We start from the raw sequence: 18,623 nt of genomic DNA, 5'->3' as shown, positions 1-18,623 counted from the left end.
GCGGCGACTCGGGACCGGCCGTCCTTCTCGGACGGGTACGGGCCCGACGCCGTCCTGGGGAACAGGGTGGGGGCGGAAGCATGGACGAGGGTGGACTCGACGGTCGGCTCGTGTCAGCGGTGCGAGCGGGGGAGGCCGACTCGGTGCGGTCCCTGCTGCGAGAGGGCGCGAATCCGGACGCGGTGGGCGCGCACGGGCTGCCGGTGCTGTGTGCGGCCGTGGCCGCGTACGACGGGCCGGTCGCCGAGGCCCTGGTGGAGGGCGGTGCGGACCCCGTCCGGCAACTGCCGGACGGGACCACGCCACTGTGGCGCGCCGTCGACGGCGGCTCCCCGGCGGTCGTCTCGGCGGTGCTGGGGAACGAGCCCCGCATGCGGCTTTCGGAGGCCGCCCGTGAACGGCTGCTCGCCCCGGCGCGGGGCTGGTACGAGACGGGCGCGGCCGAGGAACTGCGGCGCAGGACCCGCGCGCCGGGCCCCGCCGCGGTGGTGCGCGTCAACGACGACTACCTGTACGACCACGTCGATCAGCTCTCGCTCGGCGGACTCGTCGTACGGGCCGGCCACGGTGCCGTCCTGACCTTGCTGGAGTGGGCCTTCCGCATACTCGCACCCGTCGACGAACTGGTTGCCCGCTGTGTCGAGCAGCCCGACGAGGATCACGTGAACTGGTCGGCGGTCCACCACGTCCTCGCTCAGCGGCGAAGCAACGAGACCTGGTCGGCCGTGATGGCCCTGCGCCGTCACCCCGACCCCGTCCACCGCCGGGTTCTGGCCCGCTACCTGTGGACCAGGGCGATTCTCTGCTACGGCCCCGACTACTACGTGAAGGAGGAGGGCGAGCTCCTGGCCGTCTGGGCGGTCGAGGAGACGGACACCGAGGTCCTCGGGAGGCGGCTCAGCGCGCGGCGGCGTCACCGGAACAGCCGGGAGAACTCGTCCCACGGTGTCCGCGAGCCCTCGGTCAGCTGCCGACGTAGGCCGCGAGGTGTTCGCCGGTGAGCGTGGAGCGGGCGGCGACGAGGTCGGCGGGGCTGCCCTCGAAGACGATCTTGCCGCCGTCGTGGCCGGCGCCGGGGCCGAGGTCGATGATCCAGTCGGCATGCGCCATGACCGCCGGGTGGTGCTCGACGACGACGACCGACTTGCCGGAGTCGACGAGCCGGTCGAGCAGGCCGAGGAGCTGCTCGACGTCGGCGAGGTGGAGGCCGGTGGTCGGCTCGTCGAGGACGTAGACGCCGCCCTTCTCGGCCATGTGCGTGGCCAGCTTGAGCCGCTGCCGCTCGCCGCCGGACAGCGTGGTCAGCGGCTGGCCGAGGCTGAGGTAGCCGAGCCCGACGTCGGCGAGCCGCTGCAGGATCCTGTGCGCGGCCGGCGTGCGTGCCTCGCCCTCGCCGAAGAACTCCTCCGCCTCGGACACCGACATCGCGAGCACCTCGCTGATGTCACGGCCGCCGAGGTGGTATTCGAGGACCGATGCCTGGAACCGCTTCCCCTCGCACTCCTCACAGGGGATGGCGACGCCCGCCATCATCGCCAGATCGGTGTAGACGACGCCGACGCCGTTGCACGTGGGGCAGGCGCCCTCGGAGTTGGCGCTGAACAGCGCCGGCTTCACGCCGTTGACCTTCGCGAACGCCTTGCGGATCGGGTCGAGCAGTCCGGTGTACGTCGCCGGGTTGCTGCGTCGCGATCCCTTGATGGCTCCCTGGTCGACCGAGACCACGCCCTCGCCGGCGGGTATCGACCCGTGCACGAGCGAGCTCTTGCCGGAGCCCGCGACGCCGGTGACCACGCAGAGCACCCCGAGCGGGATGTCGACGTCGACGTTCTGCAGGTTGTGGGAGGTGGCGCCGCGGATCTCCAGCGCCCCGGAGGGCTTGCGCACCGTCTCCTTGACCGCGGCCCGGTCGTCGAAGTGGCGGCCGGTGACGGTGCCGCCGGCCCGCAGTCCCTCGACCGTGCCCTCGAAGCAGACGGTGCCGCCTGCCGAACCGGCGCCGGGGCCGAGGTCGACGACATGGTCGGCGATCGCGATCGTCTGCGGCTTGTGCTCCACGACGAGCACCGTGTTGCCCTTGTCCCGCAGGCGCAGGAGCAGGTCGTTCATCCGGCTGATGTCATGGGGGTGCAGGCCCGTGGTGGGCTCGTCGAAGACATACGTCGTATCGGTGAGCGAGGAGCCGAGGTGGCGGATCATCTTGACGCGCTGCGCCTCGCCGCCCGACAGCGTGCCCGACGGCCGGTCGAGCGCGAGGTAGCCGAGGCCGATCTCCACGAACGAGTCGAGGGTCTGCTGCAGTGCGGTGAGCAGCGGAGCCACCGACGGCTCCTCGACGCCGCGCACCCATGCGGCCAGGTCGCGGATCTCCATCGCGCAGGCGTCGGCGATGCTGAGCCGCTTGATCTTCGACGACCGGGCCCCCTCGCTGAGTCGGGTGCCGTCGCACTCGGGGCAGGTGGTGAAGGTGACCGCCCGCTCCACGAACGCGCGGATGTGCGGCTGCAGCGCCTCCTTGTCCTTGGACAGCATCGACTTCTGGATCTTGGGGATCAGACCCTCGTAGGTGAGGTTCACACCCTCGACCTTCACCTTGGTCGGCTCCCGGTGGAGGAAGTCCCGCATCTCCTTCTCGGTGAACTCGCGGATCGGCTTGTCCGGGTCGAGGAAGCCCGATTCGGCGTAGACCCGCACGGTCCAGAAGCTGTCCGACTTCCAGCCGGGGATGGTGAACGCGCCCTCGGCGAGCGACTTGGAGTCGTCGTAGAGCTGGGTGAGGTCGATGTCGGAGACCGTGCCGCGGCCCTCGCAGCGCGTGCACATGCCGCCGGTGCGGTTGAAGGTCGCCTTCACCGCCTTCTTGTTGCCGCGCTCGACGGTGATCGCACCGCTCGCCCGGACCGAGGCGGTGTTGAAGGAGTACGCGCTGGGCGGGCCGATGTGCGGCTTCCCGAGCCGGCTGAAGAGGATGCGCAGCATCGCGTTGGCGTCGGTGGCGGTGCCGACCGTGGAGCGCGGATCGGCGCCCATCCGCTGCTGGTCGACGATGATCGCCGTCGTCAGCCCTTCGAGTACGTCGACCTCGGGCCGCGCCGGCGTCGGCATGAATCCCTGCACGAAGGCGCTGTAGGTCTCGTTGATCAGCCGCTGCGACTCCGCGGCGATCGTGTTGAACACCAGAGAGCTCTTGCCCGAGCCGGAGACACCGGTGAACACCGTCAGCCTGCGCTTCGGTATCTCGACGCTGACGTCCTTGAGGTTGTTCACGCGCGCTCCGTGCACGCGGATCAGTTCGTGGCTGTCGGCAACGTTCGGCGCAGGCGACTGCGTGTCCGTACGCGTGGCGGTGCTCATCGTGTCTCCATCTGTTGCGCGGGGCCGCCTTCGCGGTTTCCGTCGGTGTCGCCCGGCTCGTTCCGACCGGCTTCGAGCAGTACGTCCGGTGCGCACCGGCACGGCTGCCGACCGCGGACCGGCGCCGGCCGGTGCGGTCTGCGGAGTCCGGCCGGTGCCGGGCTCACCGGCTGCGGCGCTGGGCGAAGCGCAGCATGTTGCCCGCGGGATCACGGAAGGCGCAGTCGCGCACCCCGTACGGCTGGTCGATCGGCTCCTGGAGCACCTCGGCGCCCGAGGCCCGGATGCGTTCGAAGGCGGCGTCGCAGTCGTCGGTCGAGAAGATCACGCCGCGCAGCATGCCCTTGGCCAGCAGTTCCTCCATGGCCTGCTTGTCGGCCGGCGAGGCGTTGGGGTTGGCGGCCGGCGGTTCCAGCACGATCTCCACGTCGGGCTGCGACGGCGAGCCGACCGTCACCCAGCGCATCCCCTCGAACCCGACGTCGTTGCGCACCTCGAATCCGAGCACGTCCCGGTAGAAGGCGAGGGCTTTGTCGTGGTCGTCGACGGCGATGAAGCACTGCGAAAGCTTGATTTCCATGGACCTCACGCTACGGGCGAGCCGTCTGCGACGCTTCTCCGTTCCTGACCGGTTCCGCCCTCTCGACCGGTTCCGCCTCCACGGCCGGTTCTGTGTTTCCGGCCGGGTCCGCCTTCTGCGACCGGTCGCGTTCCGTGTTCCTGACCGGGCGCGTGAGGATCTTGGCGACGCAGGCCGGGATGCCCGCGCCCTGCTCGTGCGCGCGCGCCCGGTACGCGCTCGGGCTCTCGCCCACCAGTTCGGTGAACCGCGAGCTGAACGACCCCAGCGACGTGCACCCGACGGCGAAGCAGACCTCCGTCACCGACAGGTCGCCGCGCCGCAGCAGGGCCTTGGCCCGCTCGATCCTGCGTGTCATCAGGTAGCTGTACGGCGTTTCCCCGAAGGCGGCGCGGAAGCTGCGGGAGAAGTGGCCGGGCGACATGTGGGCCACGCGTGCCAGCGCGGGCACATCGAGCGGTTGCGCGTACTCGCGGTCCATCAGGTCGCGGGCCCGGCGGAGCCGAACCAGGTCCGATAGCGTCACCGGTCCAGCATCGCACGGACGCCACGCGGTGCGACTCCGTCGTGGTGCGTGACGCGTCTCAATGGAGGCGAGTCAGTTTGAGGCTGTGACCTGCGGTGGTTCGGGTTGAGTGAGACAGGCCGGGTCGGCCTGTCTCACTCAACCCGAGCTTTGAGTCCGTTGGATCGCTGATCGCCCACCAGCCCAACCCGCTGCGCCTACTGGGCTTGGCGAAGCGAGCCGGTGATCACGCCGTCACGCTCTCGCCTCCACGCAGTCCACTCATCAGCCTGCGACCCGGCTGCGGCCATCGCTGCTCCAGAGGGAGTTCGGTAGGGCTTGCCTTCGAACGACATCCAGCCGTTGGGCAGCACCGTCGCCTCGTGTCGCACCCCGAGACGAGGGCGGGACCAGTAGAGAACTTCGCCGACTCTCAGGTCGCCGGACTCGATCATCGGCTTGAGCCCACCGGGAGCCGTCTGAGTCCCAGCGTTGCCTGTGTCCCCTTCCGGGCTGATGTTGATGTGCAAGTCGTCCCCGACCGTCCTGGTCTCCACGGTGACGCCGGGAATGGCGACACGAATGATCAAGCTCAATTGGCCCTCCCAGTTTTATCAATCTGACTCTTCTGAGAGAAGGATTATGCGGAGGATGCATCGCGTGATCCCGCTCCAGCCATGACTTGAACCCCATGTGCCCGCCAGTGGCGCGCGCCAAGCCGGGCAGCGCGCGTGCGCTGGATCTACGGTGATGCGACGAGGCTCCCGCCGCTGCGGGTTGACCTGGTGACCACGACAGCGAACGTTGCCCAGGCCATCGCCGATCCACAGACGTGGCGGAAGACCCTGTGAGGTGCTTACGAAGCACTGCGACCCGGCGGGCATCTGGTCTTCGAGACCCGGGACCCGGCCAGACGCGCCTGGGAAGAGTGGAACCGTGAGGCTACGTACACGGTGACGGAGATCCCGGACGTCGGCGCCGTCGAGAGCTGGGTGCAGTTGATCGAGGTGACGAGCCGCTGGTGACGTTCCGCCGGACGTATGTATTCGGCGCGGACGGGCAGGTGCTGACGTCGGATTCCACGTTGCGTTTCCGTGGGCAACAGGAGGTCGAGGCCGAGCTGACCGCGCAGGGATACGTGGTCGAGGACGTACGCGACGCTCCTGACAGGCCGGGCAGGGAGAAGACGCCGAACGGGATGACGTTCGATGGCTGCTCAAGGCCGGTGGTCTCGTCCTCGGCGTCTTCCGGAGCAGGTGCCTGCGGCAGCGCGGCGACGGGCCGAGGGGGTTCCAGGGCGGCGCGGGTGCGGGCCGCGATCCGGCGGTCCGGCCCGCTTTCCGCCCGACTCAGCAGTTGGTCGACTGCGGCGGCCACGGCGGCCTGGTCGGTGTCGTCCCGGCCTCGCATCGCGAGCAGGTCCCGGGCCCGGCGCCAGGTGAAGTCCGCGAACGGCGCGGAGACCAGGTGCCGGTGTGTCCACGGAACGGTGATCCACTCTCCGGTGCGCGCGTCACGTACCCAGACCTGGGACAGGTCGTAGGGGTCGTAGTGGACTTCCCAGAGCCCGCCTTTGGCGGTCACTCCCGAGGAGCGGCGCCGTAGCGGGTTCAGTCCGGGGCAGTTGTAGGTGCGGTGGTCGATGCGGATGCCGTAGTCGTTGACCGACCGCCAGAGTGCCGGCAGCAGCTCCAAGTGGTCGGGGCCGCTCAGCGGTATCGGCAGGTAGCCGGTGCGGGAGACCAGTAGGGCATATGCGTCGTTGGGAGACATCGGTCGGCCCGGTAGGAACGGACTGCGCAGTCCTTCGTGTGGTCGCTGCTGCCAGCAGGCCACGATCCGCTCCTGCAGCAGGTCGTCGAGTTCCGCGAGCGTCCAGACGGCCTCGACCCCGGCGCCACGGCGGGTCGTGTTCGAACCGGTGTAACCAGGGATGTGCTGGCAGAACAGCGTGTTGATCGAGGAAAACGTCCGCTCGACGATTCCCTTATCAGTCGGCGTGGCCGGGCGGGACGGCTGGACGGAGATGCCCAGCGACCGACAGGCGGTCAGAAAAGTGTCGGAGACGAACACCTAGCCGTGATCGATGCCGATCGTCTCCGGCACGATCACCGGCTTGGCGGCTGCTTGCTCCAGGCGTGCGTCGATGTCCAGCAGCCTTCGGTGGGGGATCAGCGTCGTCGACATCGCCAACGCGTCCGACCAGCCGGGCCGTAGCGGCTCCGGGACCAGCATCTTGGCCAGCAGCAGCGCGGCGTCCACGGCTTTGGTGCCTGCCGGTCGCAGCACCGCAGCGCAGATCGACCTCGTTGCCGCGTCGACGGCGATCGTGAGCTCCGGGCGTCCGCTCACCCCGTCCTCCAGGACCACCAGCACGTCCAGCGGTGTCGTGTCGATCCGCACCATCTCGCCGGGTCGGCAGGCCGGGGAAGGGGTGAACGCTCCTGGCGGGCGGCGAGCCGCTGACCTGCGGGATGTGGCCTCGCCGAAGGCGTGCGTACCCTCGCTCATCGCCTCGACGAGCCGGTAGAACGCCGACTTCGACGGCATTGCCACTGTGCCCGGCCCATGCCGCTCCGCCAGCAGCGCCTCCACCCGCCGACGCAGCCGGCCGTGGGTGCCAGTGGACTCGTTCGTCGTCGCGGCCAGGATCTCCGTGATGGCGGCCACCACCCGGTCATCGGCCCGTCCCGTCGGTGAGGACAGACGAGTCGCACGGTGATCGACCAGGCCCCACAGACCCTGCTCGCGGTAACGCCTGCGCATCCGCTGAACGGTCCCCACACTCGCCTGCCAGCCGATAGCCCGCAGTTCCGCCGCCTTGGCGGCCACCCGTTCCTCCACCGTGTGACGGGCCGGGTCGTATTCCGGACGAGGAAGGGATGTGGGATCGGCATCCAGCGGCTTGCCGAACTCCACCTCGGTCACATGCTGTTCCCAGGCCACCGCTTTCTCGGCTTCCCGTTCCGGCACGATGTCCAACAGCGCGAACGGTGGCATGCGGCCCTGATCGGTTCCCTGGCCGATGAGCTCAAAGCCTTCCGAGACCAGTAGATGCGACAGCAACACCGGGCTCGCCGACCCGGTTTCGTCGAGGAGCCGCACTGTCGTCCCGGACAGGCCCACGACCGTGTGCAGCCGGTCATCCATGCGCACCCGATCGCCAACCCTCAACACTGCCCGTGTCCCTGGGTGTCCGCTCACCGAGCCTCCGCCCGCGACACCAGCGTGGCATCCGACAGGGGGCGCGACAGATCCGCTGTCAGCCGTCCCAGCCAGAGCAGGTGGAACACCGTCGGCAACGTCGTGATCGGATCACCGAGCAGCGCAGCCTGTGCCACCAGCCGCGACGGCATCGAGAACAGGGCCAGCGACCGGGCTGCGAGCCCGTCATCGGCCCCGTGCCGTGGATGCCGGTATCCCGCCGGCCAGCGGACGTTCACCATCCGCACCGGATCGACCTCGCCGACGACGCGGTATCCCCACCCCACCGCCCCACAAGCCGCCCGCGCTGCTGCGAACTTGGCTGCCGACCGTGCGTCGATCCGGTCCAGCGGGCGGCAGTCCACCACCAGCCCCCGCCCGTCCTCGAACCGAGCGAAGCAGTCCGGAGCGTGCGAGATTCGCTTGCCCCGATCGTCCTCCCAGAACAGCCACAACGGCTGCGACAGCAGCCCCATCACCTCCGGCGTGAAGTCGAGCAGCATCGCGTGATCCCGCTCCAGCCAGGACTCGAAGCCCACGTGCCCGCCGGTCGTCGACGACCAATACAACCCAGGGAAATGCCGTTGCCCGCGATAGAACGGGAAGCTGTGGACCGGCCGCCCGGCCTCGAACGGCACCGAGACCGCATCCGCCAACGGCAGCAGATGTTCACCATGGTCGTCCCGCCAGCCGACCTCGAAGCCGTTTACTTGTGACGCCTTCGTCCCCTCCAGTACACCGAGCCCCATGTATGCCACTTTGCAGACCTGCAGGGACTGGGCAGCTTGAATGGGACCAAACCCCTCGTCCCAGTGATTGCACAGTCCGCCGCGATCCCCCGTCGCCGGGCCGTGACTCTTAACTGCTGAGGCGATGCGAGGGGCCTTCGGCAAGATTCATGGTGGCGGCACAGGCCCGCACGGCCCGTGGACACCGACCCCGACCTCGCTCACATTCGGCAAGAGCTGAGCGTCACGCCGGCGGCCGGGTGAGTTTGGTGGCCACGGCGTCGAGGACCCAGTCCAGGCCGGTTGCGAAGGATGTCTCGGCGTCCACGTCCGTGCCGTCGTACACGGCTTTGGCCAACGCCGGGAAGCGGCCGGTGGCCAGTATTCTCGTCACATGCGGGCCGTGGGCGCGCTGCCAGTCGTGCTTGGACAGGCCCGTGGCGTGCTCGGCCCGCAGGTTCGCGATCTCGCGCCTGATCGAGCCAATGAAGTAGGCGCTGACAGTCTCCACGGCGCGCATGACGGTGTCGACATCGGCGAGGCCGTCGAAGGCGGCCAGCGTGGCCTCGGTCACGGCGAGGCCGTTCGGACCCAGGGTCGGGCGACCGCCGAGCAGGTCGGCCAGCCATTCGTGACGGAGAGCGGCCTGCCTGGTGCGATGGGCGAGGATACGCAGCGCCTCCCGCCAGTCACCGGGCTGTTCCTCGGGGAGAATCTCGGCCTGGACCTCGTCCACCATGAGGTCGAACAGCTCCTCCTTGGTGGAGATGTATCTGTACAGCCGCATCGGGCCGGCGTCCAGGCGGGCCGCGACCTTGCGCACCGACACCGCCTCCAGCCCGCCCTCGTCGGCCAGTGCGATGGCGGCGGCGACAATCCGCTCCCGGTCGAGCGGCACGGGGCGAGTCGGCGGTTCCGGCCGGTCCCAGACAGTCATGCTCACACCGTACCGTTGCGCTGCACCGTATACGATCAATACAGTGTATCGATATGAGACATCGCATCGCAGTGGTCGGGAGCGGTCCTGCCGGCCTTACCTTCGCCCGCGTCCTGCACCGTCATGGTCACCCGGTCACCGTCCTCGAACGCGATCCTGCCCGGGACGCCCGCCCCCCGGGCGGCATCCTTGACCTGCACGAAGGGCTGGGCCAGCTCGCGCTGGACAAGGCGGGGCTGCTGGTGGAGTTCCAGGCGCTGTCCCGTCCCGAGGGGCAGGCCATGCGCATCCTGGACACGGACGGAGCCGTCCTGCGCGACTGGCAACCCCGTCCAGATGACCGGGCCAATCCCGAGATCGACCGCGGGCAACTCCGTGACCTGCTGCTCGGCCCTCTCGACGTCCAGTGGGGTCGGGGCGTGACGCAGGTGGTGCCGGGGACCCGGGATGGCGTACTGGTCCACTTCGCGGACGGGCGGCAGGAGACGTTCGACCTCGTGGTCGGCGCGGACGGCGCCTGGTCCCGGATCCGCCCGGCGGTCTCGTCGGCGACACCGCGCTACACCGGCGTCACCTATGTCGAGACCTCCCTCGACGACGTCGACACCCGCCACCCTGACCTCGCCCGGCTGATCGGCGACGGTTCCGTGGCTGTGTACGGCGTGAACCGAGCTCTCGTCGCCCAGCGCAACAGCGGCGGCCACGTCAAGGTGTACGCCCAGTTCCGCGCGCCGCTGGACTGGCACACGAACCTGGACCTGGCCGACGTCGAGGCCGTGCGATCGAGCCTGCTGACTCTGTTCGACGGCTGGGCCGCTCCCGTCCTCGACCTCCTCCGCCACGGCACTGCTTTCGTCCACCGCCCGCTTTACGTACTGCCCGTGTCCCACTCCTGGACCCACGTCTTCGGGGTGACGCTACTGGGCGACGCCGCCCATCTGATGCCCCCATTGGGGGCGGGCGCGAACCTCGCGATGCTGGAAGGCGCCGAACTCGCCGAGTCCATCGCCACCGGCCCTGAAGATCTGGACGAGACCGTCCGCGCCTTCGAGGAACAGATGTGGGCACGGGCCGGCAGGTGGGCGAAGATCACGACGGCCGGTCTGGAACGCCTCGTGAGCCCGGACCCCGCCGAAGCCCTCGCACTCTTCGACCAAGTCCAGCCATCCTGACTGCCGAGCGCGAGAGCACCAGCACCAACAGCTCGCCACGGCTTCACGGGACAGTACGGCACCGCCGCGGTCCCTTCCGGCAAAACCACCGTTAGACGAACGCACGGACGCCTGCACCGAGCGCAACCCTCAACCCGCTACCGCCACTGGTCCGATCCTCCTCGCGGGACGGTGAAGCAACTCGCTGCGCAGGTCGTCCGGGACCGTTCACTTCACTCTGCAGACTCGGCGGGAAACCGCAGATAGACAGGGAACGGACAAGGGCGCGTACGCGGACCCCCTCCGTGCGAGTGGTGTGGCGCACTTTTGCAAGCGGGTGCTTGCAAAAGTTAGCAAGGGTGGCGCACCATCGACGTATGGCATCCCTCAACGTCGGCAATCTCGGTGAGTACCTGCGCGAGCAGCGGCGCAACGCGCAGCTGTCGCTGCGGCAGCTCGCCGATGCCGCCGGGGTGTCCAATCCCTACCTCAGCCAGATCGAGCGCGGGCTGCGCAAGCCGAGTGCCGAGGTGCTGCAGCAGGTCGCCAAGGCGCTGCGGATCTCCGCCGAGACCCTGTACGTGCGGGCCGGAATTCTGGATGAGCGGGAGCGGGAGGAGCTGGAGACGCGGGCGGTGATTCTGGCCGACCCGTCCATAAACGAGCGGCAGAAGAGTGTTCTGCTGCAGATCTACGAGTCCTTCCGCAAGGAGAACGGGTTCGAGCCCGGACCGGAATCCGGCGTCGAAGCCGGATCGGAGACCGGCGGCGAGTCCGGATCGGGTGCTGGTGCGGACGGACGCCCCGGTGCCGACGGCCACCGTACGGCCGGCGGCAGTGATGCCGACCCGGCTTCAAAGCCTTCAAAACCCTCACACTGAGTCTGATGATCCGGGAGGACCACAGTCATGGCCATCACCGATGACCTGCGCAAGACCCTCACCGACCCGACCCCCCTCTACTTCGCCGCCGGTACGGCCGACCTCGCCGTCGAGCAGGCGCGCAAGGTCCCGGCGCTGATCGAGCAGCTGCGCGCCGAGGCGCCGGAGCGTATCGAGGCCGTGCGCAACGCCGACCCCAAGGCCGTGCAGGAGAAGATGACCTCGCAGGCCAAGGAGGCGCAGGCCACCGTGCAGGCCAAGGTCACCGAGGTGATCGGGTCGTTCGACAGCGATCTGCGGAAGCTGGGCGAGAGTGCCCAGGACCTGGCGCTGCGGAGTCTGGGCGTGGCCGCGGAGTATGCGGTCCGGGCCCGGGAGACGTACGAGAAGGTCGCCGAGCGCGGTGAGCAGACCGTGAGGAACTGGCGTGGCGAGACGGCCGACGAGATCGTCGAGATCGCCGTCGTCGTCGAGCCGCGCAAGGAGTCCAGGCCCACGGGCACCACGAAGACGGAGCCGACCGCCGGGCCGGCGCAGACCACCAGGCCGGGGCAGACCGCCAAGCCGGGGCCGGCCAAGGCCTCGCCCGCGCCGAAGGCCGTCAAGCCGGAGAGCAAGGCCCCGGCCGCGTCCGCCAAGAAGGCGCCCGCGCGCAAGCCCGCCCCGAAGAAGACCACTCCGCCGACCGCGAAGTAGGCCCCGGCGTCGCCGCCGGGGTGTGTACGGGACAACGAGCCGGGCACCTTTCGAGGTGTCCGGCTCGTTGTCCCGGTACCTTGGCCGCGAGGCGCTCATCCATTTATTAGGCGGTGCACACCATGTTGCTCACAGGATTCAGCACACTCGTCTGGCTGCTTTACATGGTCATGCTCGTCCTGGCCGTGGTCGCGCTGTTCCTGGCCGCGACGGCCCGTGAGGACGCCTACCGGGCCGCGGACAAGCAGAAGAAATCCTTCTGGCTGATCATCCTCGGTATCACCGTTGCCGTGAATCTCTTCGTGCCGATGCTGTTCCTGCAGATCGCGGGACTGGTCGCGTCCATCGTCTTCCTGGTGGACGTACGGCCCGCGCTGAAGGCGGTCTCGGGCGGCGGCCGGCGCGGTGGCTCCAGCAGTGACGGGCCGTACGGGCCCTACAACGGCGGGCGTTGAGCCTTCGCGGCATACGCGGGAGCCGCGGATGAGGACGGTTCGGGGCGCGGGCGCGGGATGCTCGCGCCCCGGTCGCCGTTCGTGCCCCCGTGCCGGATGAGTTCCTGGTCACGGTCGAGCAGCAGGACCGCGACGTCGTCGGTCAGCTCGCCGCCGTTCAGCTCCCGGACCCGGGCGACCGCGGCCTCCAGGAGATCCTCCCCGGCGAGCCCCTCCGCCAGCTGCTGGTTGATCATCGCGACCATTCCGTCCTGACCGAGCCGCTGAGTGCTGTCCGGCCCCACACGCCCCTCGATCAGCCCGTCCGTGTACAGCATCAGGCTCCAGGAACCGCCCAGCTCCACCTGTCGGCGCGGCCATGCGGTATCCCCGGCCCGAGGCGTCTGGGGAAGGGCGTCGCGGGGCAGCAGACCCAGGGCAGGGCCGCCGTCCTCGCACGGAAGAAGGCGCGCGGTCCGGCCGTGCCGGGCGAGCAGCGGGGCCGGATGGCCCGCCAGGCAGAGGCCGGCGTGCCTGCCGTCGGGCGCGATGTCGACGGTGCACAGCGTCGCGAAGATCTCCTCGCTCTCCCGCTCGTGCTCCAGGACCTGCTGGAGCGTGGAGAGCAGTTCGTCGCCGCAGAGCCCGGCCAGGGTCAACGCCCGCCACGCTATGCGCAGTTCCACGCCGAGCGCCGCCTCGTCCGGGCCGTGCCCGCAGACGTCGCCGATCATCGCGTGGACGGTGCCGTCGGGTGTGCGGACCGTGTCGTAGAAGTCTCCGCCGAGCAGCGCGCGGCTGCGGCCGGGGCGGTATCGGGCCGCGAAGCGCAGATCGGAGCCTTCGAGCAGCGGGGTGGGCAGCAGGCCGCGTTCGAGGCGGGCGTTCTCCTGGGCGCGCAGCCGGGACTCGGTGAGCTGGTGCTGTGCCACGTCGGCGCGCTTGCGTTCGACGGCGTAGCGGATGGCGCGGCTGAGGGGGCGCCCGTCGAGTTCGCCGCGGAAGAGGTAGTCCTGCGCCCCGACCCGTACCGCCTCGGCGGCCAGCTCGACGTCGTCCTCGGCCGTGAGGGCGAGGACGGCATGGCACGGGGCGATCCGCAGGACGTGCTTGAGGGCGGCCAGCCGGTCGGCCTCCTCGGCCGCGGTGGAACGCGTCTCGCCGCCGGTCGACAGGGCCAGGTCCAGCAGGACGCAGTCCACGTCGTCCGTGAGGAGCCTGCCCGCCTCGGTCAGGTTGCGGGCGGTGCGGATACGGACCCGGGCACCGGCCGCGGCCGGAAGCTCGGGGACGGTGAAGGCGCCCGCCGGGTCGTCCCCGATCACCAGAAGGGTGAGGTCGGCGCCATGGGGGGTCTCTGTAGTGGGAACGGCGCGCTGCTGCGGTACGGGTACGGGCATCGGTTCGAGTTTCCTTCCCTCCCCCCGAGGGCGCGGCGGAGCGACGATCGACGACCCGCCAGACGGGGACCATAGCGGTCTGCGGCCGGGGAACGGAATGGCGTACGGCACGCGACCGCTGTCATATGCACCGGCATAAGCCGCGTCAGGTCACGGATCCGGCGAGATGAGCGGGGGCGGGGGTGGATTCCGGGGCATGACAAAGGTCACGCGGGGCGGTGGAGGGTGCGTGGCGCGGGTCACTGCCGCGAAGGCCGGCTCCGCCGTCCGGAGGGTTTCTCCGCCGGGCCGGGCGGCGTTCCCCTCTTCGTTCGGGCGTCGTTCTCCGCCCGTTCGGTTGGCTGTCGCCTTTTCGTACGGGCGGCTGTCTCTCTTCGTCCGGGCCGCTGTCCGCTGTGCGTCCGGGCGGTGGCGGCGTGTCTGGCCGCTCCGCTGTTCGTCCGGGTGGTGGCCGCGCGTCTGGTGGCTTCCGCTGTTCGTCCGGGTGGTGGCCGCGGGCCCGGCGGTGGCCGTTACTTGTCCGGGCGGACCACTCCGAGGATCTGCATCGAACCCGCGCCCGCCAGCGTGACGTTTCGGCCGGGGCGAGGGGCGTGGACGATGGCGCCGTCGCCGATGTACATGCCCACGTGGCTGGCGTCGCTGTGGTAAATGATCAGGTCGCCGGGGCGCATGTCCTTGATGGCGATGTGCCGGAGCAGCCGCCACTGCTCCTGCGAGGTGCGCGGGATGGGGCGGCCCGCCGCCGCCCAGGCCTGTGACGTCAGCCCCGAGCAGTCGTACGAGTCGGGGCCCTCGGCCCCCCAGACGTACGGCTTGCCGATCTGCGTGGTCGCGAAGGCCACCGCCTTCTTTCCGCTCGCGCTCGCCTCGCGGTTGATGTCCTTCAGGGCGCCGGAGCTGAGCCAGGTCGTCTGGAGCTTGTACTCGGCCTCCTGCTCCAGCTTCAGCAGGCGGGCCCGCTCCTCCTTCTTCAGCTGGGATTCCAGCTTCTTCGCCGCGGCGATCTGCGCGTTGATCTTCTTCTTGGCCTCGGCCTGTTTGAGGCGGCCGGCTTCGAGCTTCTCCCAGTTGGTGCTCGCGTCCTGGGTGTACGTCTCCAAGTCCTGCTGGGTCCTGGTCAGTTCGCCGAGGACGCCCTGGGCGGCCTGCTGGCCCTCCCTGACGCGGTTCACCCCGTCGAGGAACAGCTGCGGGTCGTCGCTGAGCATGAACTGCGCGCCGGGCGGGAGCCCGCCGGTGCGGTACTGCTCACGGGCCTGGGCGCCCGCCTGGGCCTTGAGCTCGGCGATCTTCGCCTGCCCCTGGACGATGGCCCGAGCCAGTTTGACGATCTCGCCGGACTGCTTCTTGGCCTTCTCCTCGGCGAGGTTGTACGCGTCCGTGGCCGCCCCGGCCTTGCGGTAGAGGGCGTCGATCTCCTCGCGCACCTCTTCGAGGCTCTTCTTCGGCGCCTTCGACCCGGACTGGTGCTGTGTCGCGGAAGGGGAGGGAGGCGCCGGCGCGGCGTACGCCTGGACCGGTGCGGTGAGTGCGGTCAGCGCGCAGACCAGAGTGATCGCGGCTGCAGCACAGTGACGTCGGTTCACGAGATCCCCCTCCGAATGAATCCGATGAATCTGATTTACCGTCAGTAACTTTTCGCCGTCGACGAGATCGTGCCATGCCGTACCGAAAAGCAACAGAGGCGCACAGTCGCTCTCCAGACGGTCACGGGGATCGGCCCACGCCCCGGAGCGCTCCCCGCGTCCCGGGGACCGTCCCCCACTCTCAGGACGAACGATGCCCCGCCCGCGTTCCCGCTCGCGGGTCCGCCGGGTCTGTTCAGCGCGTGTTGGGTTCTCGGTCGGGCCGGAGGGCGGCCCACTTCACCGTGACTTCACCCTGGCGCCACCGACGTACCCCGTCGGTCAGCGGCCAGTCGCCCGACAATGTCCGCACCGCCGTGATCCAGCGCTGCCGGGCACCCAGCGAGGCGTACGGGGCGGCCGCGGCCCAGGCCCGGTCGAAGTCCCGGAGGAACGCGTGGACCGGTTCGCCCGGCACGTTGCGGTGGATCAGCGCCTTGGGCAGGCGTTCCGCGAGGTCGGAGGGGCGGTCCAGGGAGCCGAGCCGGGTCGCGAAGGTCACCGTGCGCGGGCCCTCCGGACCGAGCGCCACCCATACGTGCCGCCGCCCGATCTCGTCGCAGGTGCCCTCCACCAGCAGCCCGCCCGGCGCGAGGCGCGCGCACAGCCGCTCCCAGACCGCGGCGACCTCGCCCTCGTCGTACTGGCGCAGTACATTCGCCGCCCTGATGAGGTCGGGGCGCTCGGGGAGCGGGATCTCGAAGCCGCCGTGCAGGAAGGTGAGGCCCTCGCGTTCGTACGGTTTCGCCGCCGCGACCCGCTCCGGGGCGATCTCGATGCCGACCACGGTCGTGCGTGGCTCGGCGGTGCGCAGGCGTTGCAGCAGCTCGACGGCGGTCCAGGGGGCGGCGCCGTACCCGAGGTCGACGGCCACGGGGGCGGCGGCGCGGCGCAGGGCCGGGCCGTGGGTGGCGGCGATCCAGCGGTCCATGCGGCGGAGCCGGTTCGGGTTGGTGGTCCCGCGGGTCGGGGTGCCGATGGGGCGCATGCGAGCGAGCGTAACGATCCCGCGGGGTGCCGGGACGGCGCGGGTGCCGGGACGGGCCCCGGCCCGGCGTGCGGCCCGCTCCCTGTAATGATTTGGTAAAGCGGAAATGTAAGGAGAGGTTCCGCTGTTGCAGCCCTCGAAAGGGGCTCAAGTCCCTTCGCTGTCATGCCCTGAGTGAGGAGGACCGGACGACGTGAGTCAGTACGCCTCCCGGCTCGGCAGCAGCCGTGTCGCGCCGCGCCTCAGGTTCCCCGCCGCCTTTCCCGGCGGCCACCGCAGACCCCGTCGCATCGCGATGCTCTCCGTGCACACCTCTCCGTTGCACCAGCCGGGCACGGGCGACGCGGGCGGCATGAACGTCTACATCGTGGAGCTGGCCAAGCGCCTCGCTGCGATCAACATCGAGGTCGAGATCTTCACCAGGTCCACCACCGGCGGGCTGCCCCCGGCGGTCGACCTGGCGCCCGGCGTCCTGGTCCGGCACGTCGACGCCGGGCCGTACGAGGGCCTGGCCAAGGAGGAGCTGCCCGCCCAGCTGTGCGCCTTCACGCACGGCGTCATGCAGGCGTGGGCCGGCCAGCGCCCCGGCTACTACGACCTGGTCCACTCCCACTACTGGCTCTCCGGCCACGTCGGCTGGCTCGCCGCCCAGCGCTGGGGCGTCCCGCTCGTCCACGCCATGCACACCATGGCGAAGGTGAAGAACGCGGCGCTCGCGGAGGGCGACACCCCCGAGCCCGCCGCCCGCGTCATCGGCGAGACCCAGATCGTCAGCGCGGCGGACCGGCTGATCGCGAACACCGCCGAGGAGGCGGACGAGCTCGTCCGCTTCTACGACGCCGATCCCGGGTCCGTCGCCGTCGTCCACCCCGGGGTCAACCTCGATCGCTTCCGCCCCGCCGACGGGCGCGCCGCGGCCCGAGCGCGTCTCGGGCTGCCGCAGGACGCGCTGATTCCGCTGTTCGCGGGCCGCATCCAGCCACTGAAGGCCCCGGACGTGCTGCTGCGCGCGGTCGCCGCCCTGCTGGACCATGACCCCTCGCTGCGCACTCGGATGGTCGTGCCGGTCGTCGGCGGGCCGAGCGGCAGCGGGCTCGCCAAGCCGGAGGGGCTGCAGAAGCTGGCGGCACGGCTGGGCATCGCCGATGTCGTACGGTTCCACCCGCCGGTCGGGCAGGACCGGCTCGCCGACTGGTTCCGGGCCGCGTCCGTGCTGGTCATGCCCTCGTACAGCGAGTCCTTCGGCCTGGTCGCCATCGAGGCCCAGGCGGCGGGCACCCCCGTCGTCGCGGCGGCCGTGGGCGGCCTTCCGGTGGCGGTGCGGGACGGGGTCAGCGGCTTTCTGATACCCGGGCACGACCCACAGGCGTACGCGCGGGCGCTGGCCCGGTTCGCCGAAGCGCCGGAACTGGTCGCCCGGATGGGGGCCGCCGCCGCCGCGCACGCCCGGGGCTTCGGCTGGGACACCGCCGCGTCCGCGACTGCCGACGTGTACACGGCAGCGATGCAGGAACATCGCCGTCGCGTACGCTCGCACCATGGCTGACGTACCCGATCGAGCGGTGACGACGCAGGTCGCGCAGGCCGCGCAGATCATCGAGGCGACCCTGGAGGACGCCGGGCTCGAATGGGAGAGCCCCGAGTCCGGCAGCTACGTCGTCAAGCTGCCCGGCACACGGAAGCTGTCCACCACCTGCTCGCTGCGGGTCGGCAAGCACTCGCTCTCCCTCAACGCCTTCGTCGTCCGCCACCCGGACGAGAACGACGCGGCGGTCCATCGCTGGCTTCTGGAGCGCAACCTCCGCCTCTTCGGCGTGAGTTACGCGATCGACCAGCTGGGCGACGTCTATCTGGTCGGCAGGCTGCCGCTCTCCGTGGTCACCCCGCAGGAGCTGGACCGGCTGCTCGGTACGGTCCTGGAGGCGGCCGACGGCTCGTTCAACACCCTGCTGGAGCTGGGCTTCGCGAGCGCGATCCGCAAGGAGTACGCGTGGCGGGTGTCGCGCGGCGAGTCCACTCGGAATCTGGACGCGTTCACGCATCTGACCCAGCGCCCAGATCGCTGACCTTCGGGACCTTCGGGCGCCTTCTCTTCTGAGCGTCCTCGGCGTGTCTTCTCCGTTGAATATTTCCCCGA

17 protein-coding genes and 2 pseudogenes are annotated in these 18,623 nt (G+C 70.0%); 8 read left to right on the top strand and 11 right to left on the bottom strand.

Translation table 11 applies throughout. The annotated features are described in order from the left end of the window. Positions 1-110: 110 nt before the first annotated feature. Positions 111-1,001, top strand: a complete 891-nt coding sequence (locus tag ABZ826_RS13255; protein WP_361446519.1) for an ankyrin repeat domain-containing protein — start codon at positions 111-113, stop codon at positions 999-1,001. On the opposite strand, the gene ABZ826_RS13250 is transcribed toward ABZ826_RS13255, so the two are convergent. The 4 genes from ABZ826_RS13250 to ABZ826_RS13235 form a co-directional block, all read right to left on the bottom strand. After that, on the bottom strand, positions 964-3,354 hold the full coding sequence (locus ABZ826_RS13250) for an excinuclease ABC subunit UvrA (protein WP_361446517.1): 2,391 nt from the start codon (positions 3,352-3,354) through the stop codon (positions 964-966). The genes ABZ826_RS13255 and ABZ826_RS13250 overlap by 38 nt on opposite strands. A gap of 163 nt (positions 3,355-3,517) precedes the next feature. Next, a complete protein-coding gene (locus ABZ826_RS13245; protein ID WP_361446515.1) occupies positions 3,518-3,934 on the bottom strand; it encodes a VOC family protein in 417 nt (138 codons plus the stop codon). Positions 3,935-3,944: 10 nt separating this feature from the next. Continuing rightward, a complete protein-coding gene (locus ABZ826_RS13240) occupies positions 3,945-4,460 on the bottom strand; it encodes a helix-turn-helix transcriptional regulator (protein WP_361446513.1) in 516 nt (171 codons plus the stop codon). A gap of 197 nt (positions 4,461-4,657) precedes the next feature. After that, the gene (locus tag ABZ826_RS13235) at positions 4,658-5,035 is read right to left on the bottom strand and encodes a hypothetical protein (RefSeq protein ID WP_361446511.1); all 378 of its coding nucleotides are present in this window, start codon (positions 5,033-5,035) and stop codon (positions 4,658-4,660) included. A 107-nt stretch (positions 5,036-5,142) separates the two neighbouring features. Between ABZ826_RS13235 and ABZ826_RS13230 the strand changes: the two are divergent. Continuing rightward, positions 5,143-5,622 (top strand): annotated as a pseudogene (locus ABZ826_RS13230) (class I SAM-dependent methyltransferase); the annotation flags it as partial. 320 nt (positions 5,623-5,942) lie between these two features. On the opposite strand, the pseudogene ABZ826_RS13225 reads toward ABZ826_RS13230, so the two are convergent. The 4 genes and pseudogenes from ABZ826_RS13225 to ABZ826_RS13210 all read right to left on the bottom strand — a co-directional run. After that, positions 5,943-6,212: pseudogene (locus tag ABZ826_RS13225) on the bottom strand (Mu transposase C-terminal domain-containing protein); the annotation flags it as partial. A 300-nt stretch (positions 6,213-6,512) separates the two neighbouring features. Then, on the bottom strand, positions 6,513-7,544 hold the full coding sequence (locus ABZ826_RS13220; protein WP_361446509.1) for a hypothetical protein: 1,032 nt from the start codon (positions 7,542-7,544) through the stop codon (positions 6,513-6,515). Between the two features lie 95 nt (positions 7,545-7,639). Further along, positions 7,640-8,536: a TnsA-like heteromeric transposase endonuclease subunit gene (locus tag ABZ826_RS13215; RefSeq protein ID WP_361446507.1), complete on the bottom strand. Its 897-nt coding sequence runs from the start codon at positions 8,534-8,536 to the stop codon at positions 7,640-7,642. 79 nt (positions 8,537-8,615) lie between these two features. Then, positions 8,616-9,308 carry a TetR/AcrR family transcriptional regulator C-terminal domain-containing protein gene (locus ABZ826_RS13210; RefSeq protein ID WP_361446505.1) on the bottom strand — a complete coding sequence of 231 codons (693 nt, stop codon included), beginning with the start codon at positions 9,306-9,308 and terminating at the stop codon, positions 8,616-8,618. Between the two features lie 53 nt (positions 9,309-9,361). Between ABZ826_RS13210 and ABZ826_RS13205 the strand changes: the two genes are divergently transcribed. From ABZ826_RS13205 to ABZ826_RS13190, 4 genes are all read left to right on the top strand, one after another. Beyond that, positions 9,362-10,480 carry an NAD(P)/FAD-dependent oxidoreductase gene (locus tag ABZ826_RS13205; RefSeq protein ID WP_361446503.1) on the top strand — a complete coding sequence of 373 codons (1,119 nt, stop codon included), beginning with the start codon at positions 9,362-9,364 and terminating at the stop codon, positions 10,478-10,480. A gap of 356 nt (positions 10,481-10,836) precedes the next feature. Beyond that, entirely contained in the window at positions 10,837-11,340 is a 504-nt protein-coding gene (locus ABZ826_RS13200; RefSeq protein ID WP_361446501.1) for a helix-turn-helix transcriptional regulator, read from the top strand. A 27-nt stretch (positions 11,341-11,367) separates the two neighbouring features. After that, the gene (locus ABZ826_RS13195; RefSeq protein ID WP_361446499.1) at positions 11,368-12,036 is read left to right on the top strand and encodes a hypothetical protein; all 669 of its coding nucleotides are present in this window, start codon (positions 11,368-11,370) and stop codon (positions 12,034-12,036) included. Between the two features lie 122 nt (positions 12,037-12,158). Continuing rightward, positions 12,159-12,491 carry a DUF2516 family protein gene (locus tag ABZ826_RS13190; protein WP_361446497.1) on the top strand — a complete coding sequence of 111 codons (333 nt, stop codon included), beginning with the start codon at positions 12,159-12,161 and terminating at the stop codon, positions 12,489-12,491. Here ABZ826_RS13190 and ABZ826_RS13185 read toward each other — a convergent pair. The 3 genes from ABZ826_RS13185 to ABZ826_RS13175 form a co-directional block, all read right to left on the bottom strand. Beyond that, positions 12,473-13,870 carry a SpoIIE family protein phosphatase gene (locus ABZ826_RS13185; RefSeq protein WP_361446495.1) on the bottom strand — a complete coding sequence of 466 codons (1,398 nt, stop codon included), beginning with the start codon at positions 13,868-13,870 and terminating at the stop codon, positions 12,473-12,475. The two genes, ABZ826_RS13190 and ABZ826_RS13185, sit on opposite strands and share 19 nt — an antisense overlap. Before the next feature lie 512 nt (positions 13,871-14,382). Further along, a complete protein-coding gene (locus tag ABZ826_RS13180; RefSeq protein WP_361446493.1) occupies positions 14,383-15,459 on the bottom strand; it encodes an NlpC/P60 family protein in 1,077 nt (358 codons plus the stop codon). Between the two features lie 235 nt (positions 15,460-15,694). After that, complete coding sequence (locus tag ABZ826_RS13175) at positions 15,695-16,486, bottom strand: class I SAM-dependent methyltransferase (protein ID WP_361446491.1); 792 nt, start codon at positions 16,484-16,486, stop codon at positions 15,695-15,697. 193 nt (positions 16,487-16,679) lie between these two features. Between ABZ826_RS13175 and mshA the strand changes: the two genes are divergently transcribed. After that, the gene (mshA, locus tag ABZ826_RS13170; RefSeq protein ID WP_361446489.1) at positions 16,680-18,032 is read left to right on the top strand and encodes a D-inositol-3-phosphate glycosyltransferase; all 1,353 of its coding nucleotides are present in this window, start codon (positions 16,680-16,682) and stop codon (positions 18,030-18,032) included. Continuing rightward, positions 18,025-18,552 carry a YbjN domain-containing protein gene (locus tag ABZ826_RS13165; protein WP_361446487.1) on the top strand — a complete coding sequence of 176 codons (528 nt, stop codon included), beginning with the start codon at positions 18,025-18,027 and terminating at the stop codon, positions 18,550-18,552. Before mshA ends, ABZ826_RS13165 begins: the two co-directional genes overlap by 8 nt. Positions 18,553-18,623: the final 71 nt, after the last annotated feature.

Source organism: Streptomyces sp. NPDC047515 (genome assembly GCF_040643055.1).
Taxonomy (GTDB): Bacteria; Actinomycetota; Actinomycetes; order Streptomycetales; family Streptomycetaceae; genus Streptomyces.
The sequence above is the reverse complement of the archived record's forward strand: the minus strand, read 5'-3'. Positions and strand labels throughout refer to the sequence as shown.

Bases quoted from the DNA above. Each gene is read 5' to 3' on its own strand.
- ABZ826_RS13185 (WP_361446495.1), bottom strand. From the start codon at position 13,870: ATGCCCGTACCCGTACCGCAGCAGCGCGCCGTTCCCACTACAGAGACC.
- ABZ826_RS13250 (WP_361446517.1), bottom strand. From the start codon at position 3,354: ATGAGCACCGCCACGCGTACGGACACGCAGTCGCCTGCGCCGAACGTT.
- ABZ826_RS13190 (WP_361446497.1), top strand. From the start codon at position 12,159: ATGTTGCTCACAGGATTCAGCACACTCGTCTGGCTGCTTTACATGGTC.
- ABZ826_RS13245 (WP_361446515.1), bottom strand. From the start codon at position 3,934: ATGGAAATCAAGCTTTCGCAGTGCTTCATCGCCGTCGACGACCACGAC.
- ABZ826_RS13200 (WP_361446501.1), top strand. From the start codon at position 10,837: ATGGCATCCCTCAACGTCGGCAATCTCGGTGAGTACCTGCGCGAGCAG.
- ABZ826_RS13210 (WP_361446505.1), bottom strand. From the start codon at position 9,308: ATGACTGTCTGGGACCGGCCGGAACCGCCGACTCGCCCCGTGCCGCTC.
- ABZ826_RS13165 (WP_361446487.1), top strand. From the start codon at position 18,025: ATGGCTGACGTACCCGATCGAGCGGTGACGACGCAGGTCGCGCAGGCC.
- ABZ826_RS13195 (WP_361446499.1), top strand. From the start codon at position 11,368: ATGGCCATCACCGATGACCTGCGCAAGACCCTCACCGACCCGACCCCC.
- ABZ826_RS13175 (WP_361446491.1), bottom strand. From the start codon at position 16,486: ATGCGCCCCATCGGCACCCCGACCCGCGGGACCACCAACCCGAACCGG.
- ABZ826_RS13205 (WP_361446503.1), top strand. From the start codon at position 9,362: ATGAGACATCGCATCGCAGTGGTCGGGAGCGGTCCTGCCGGCCTTACC.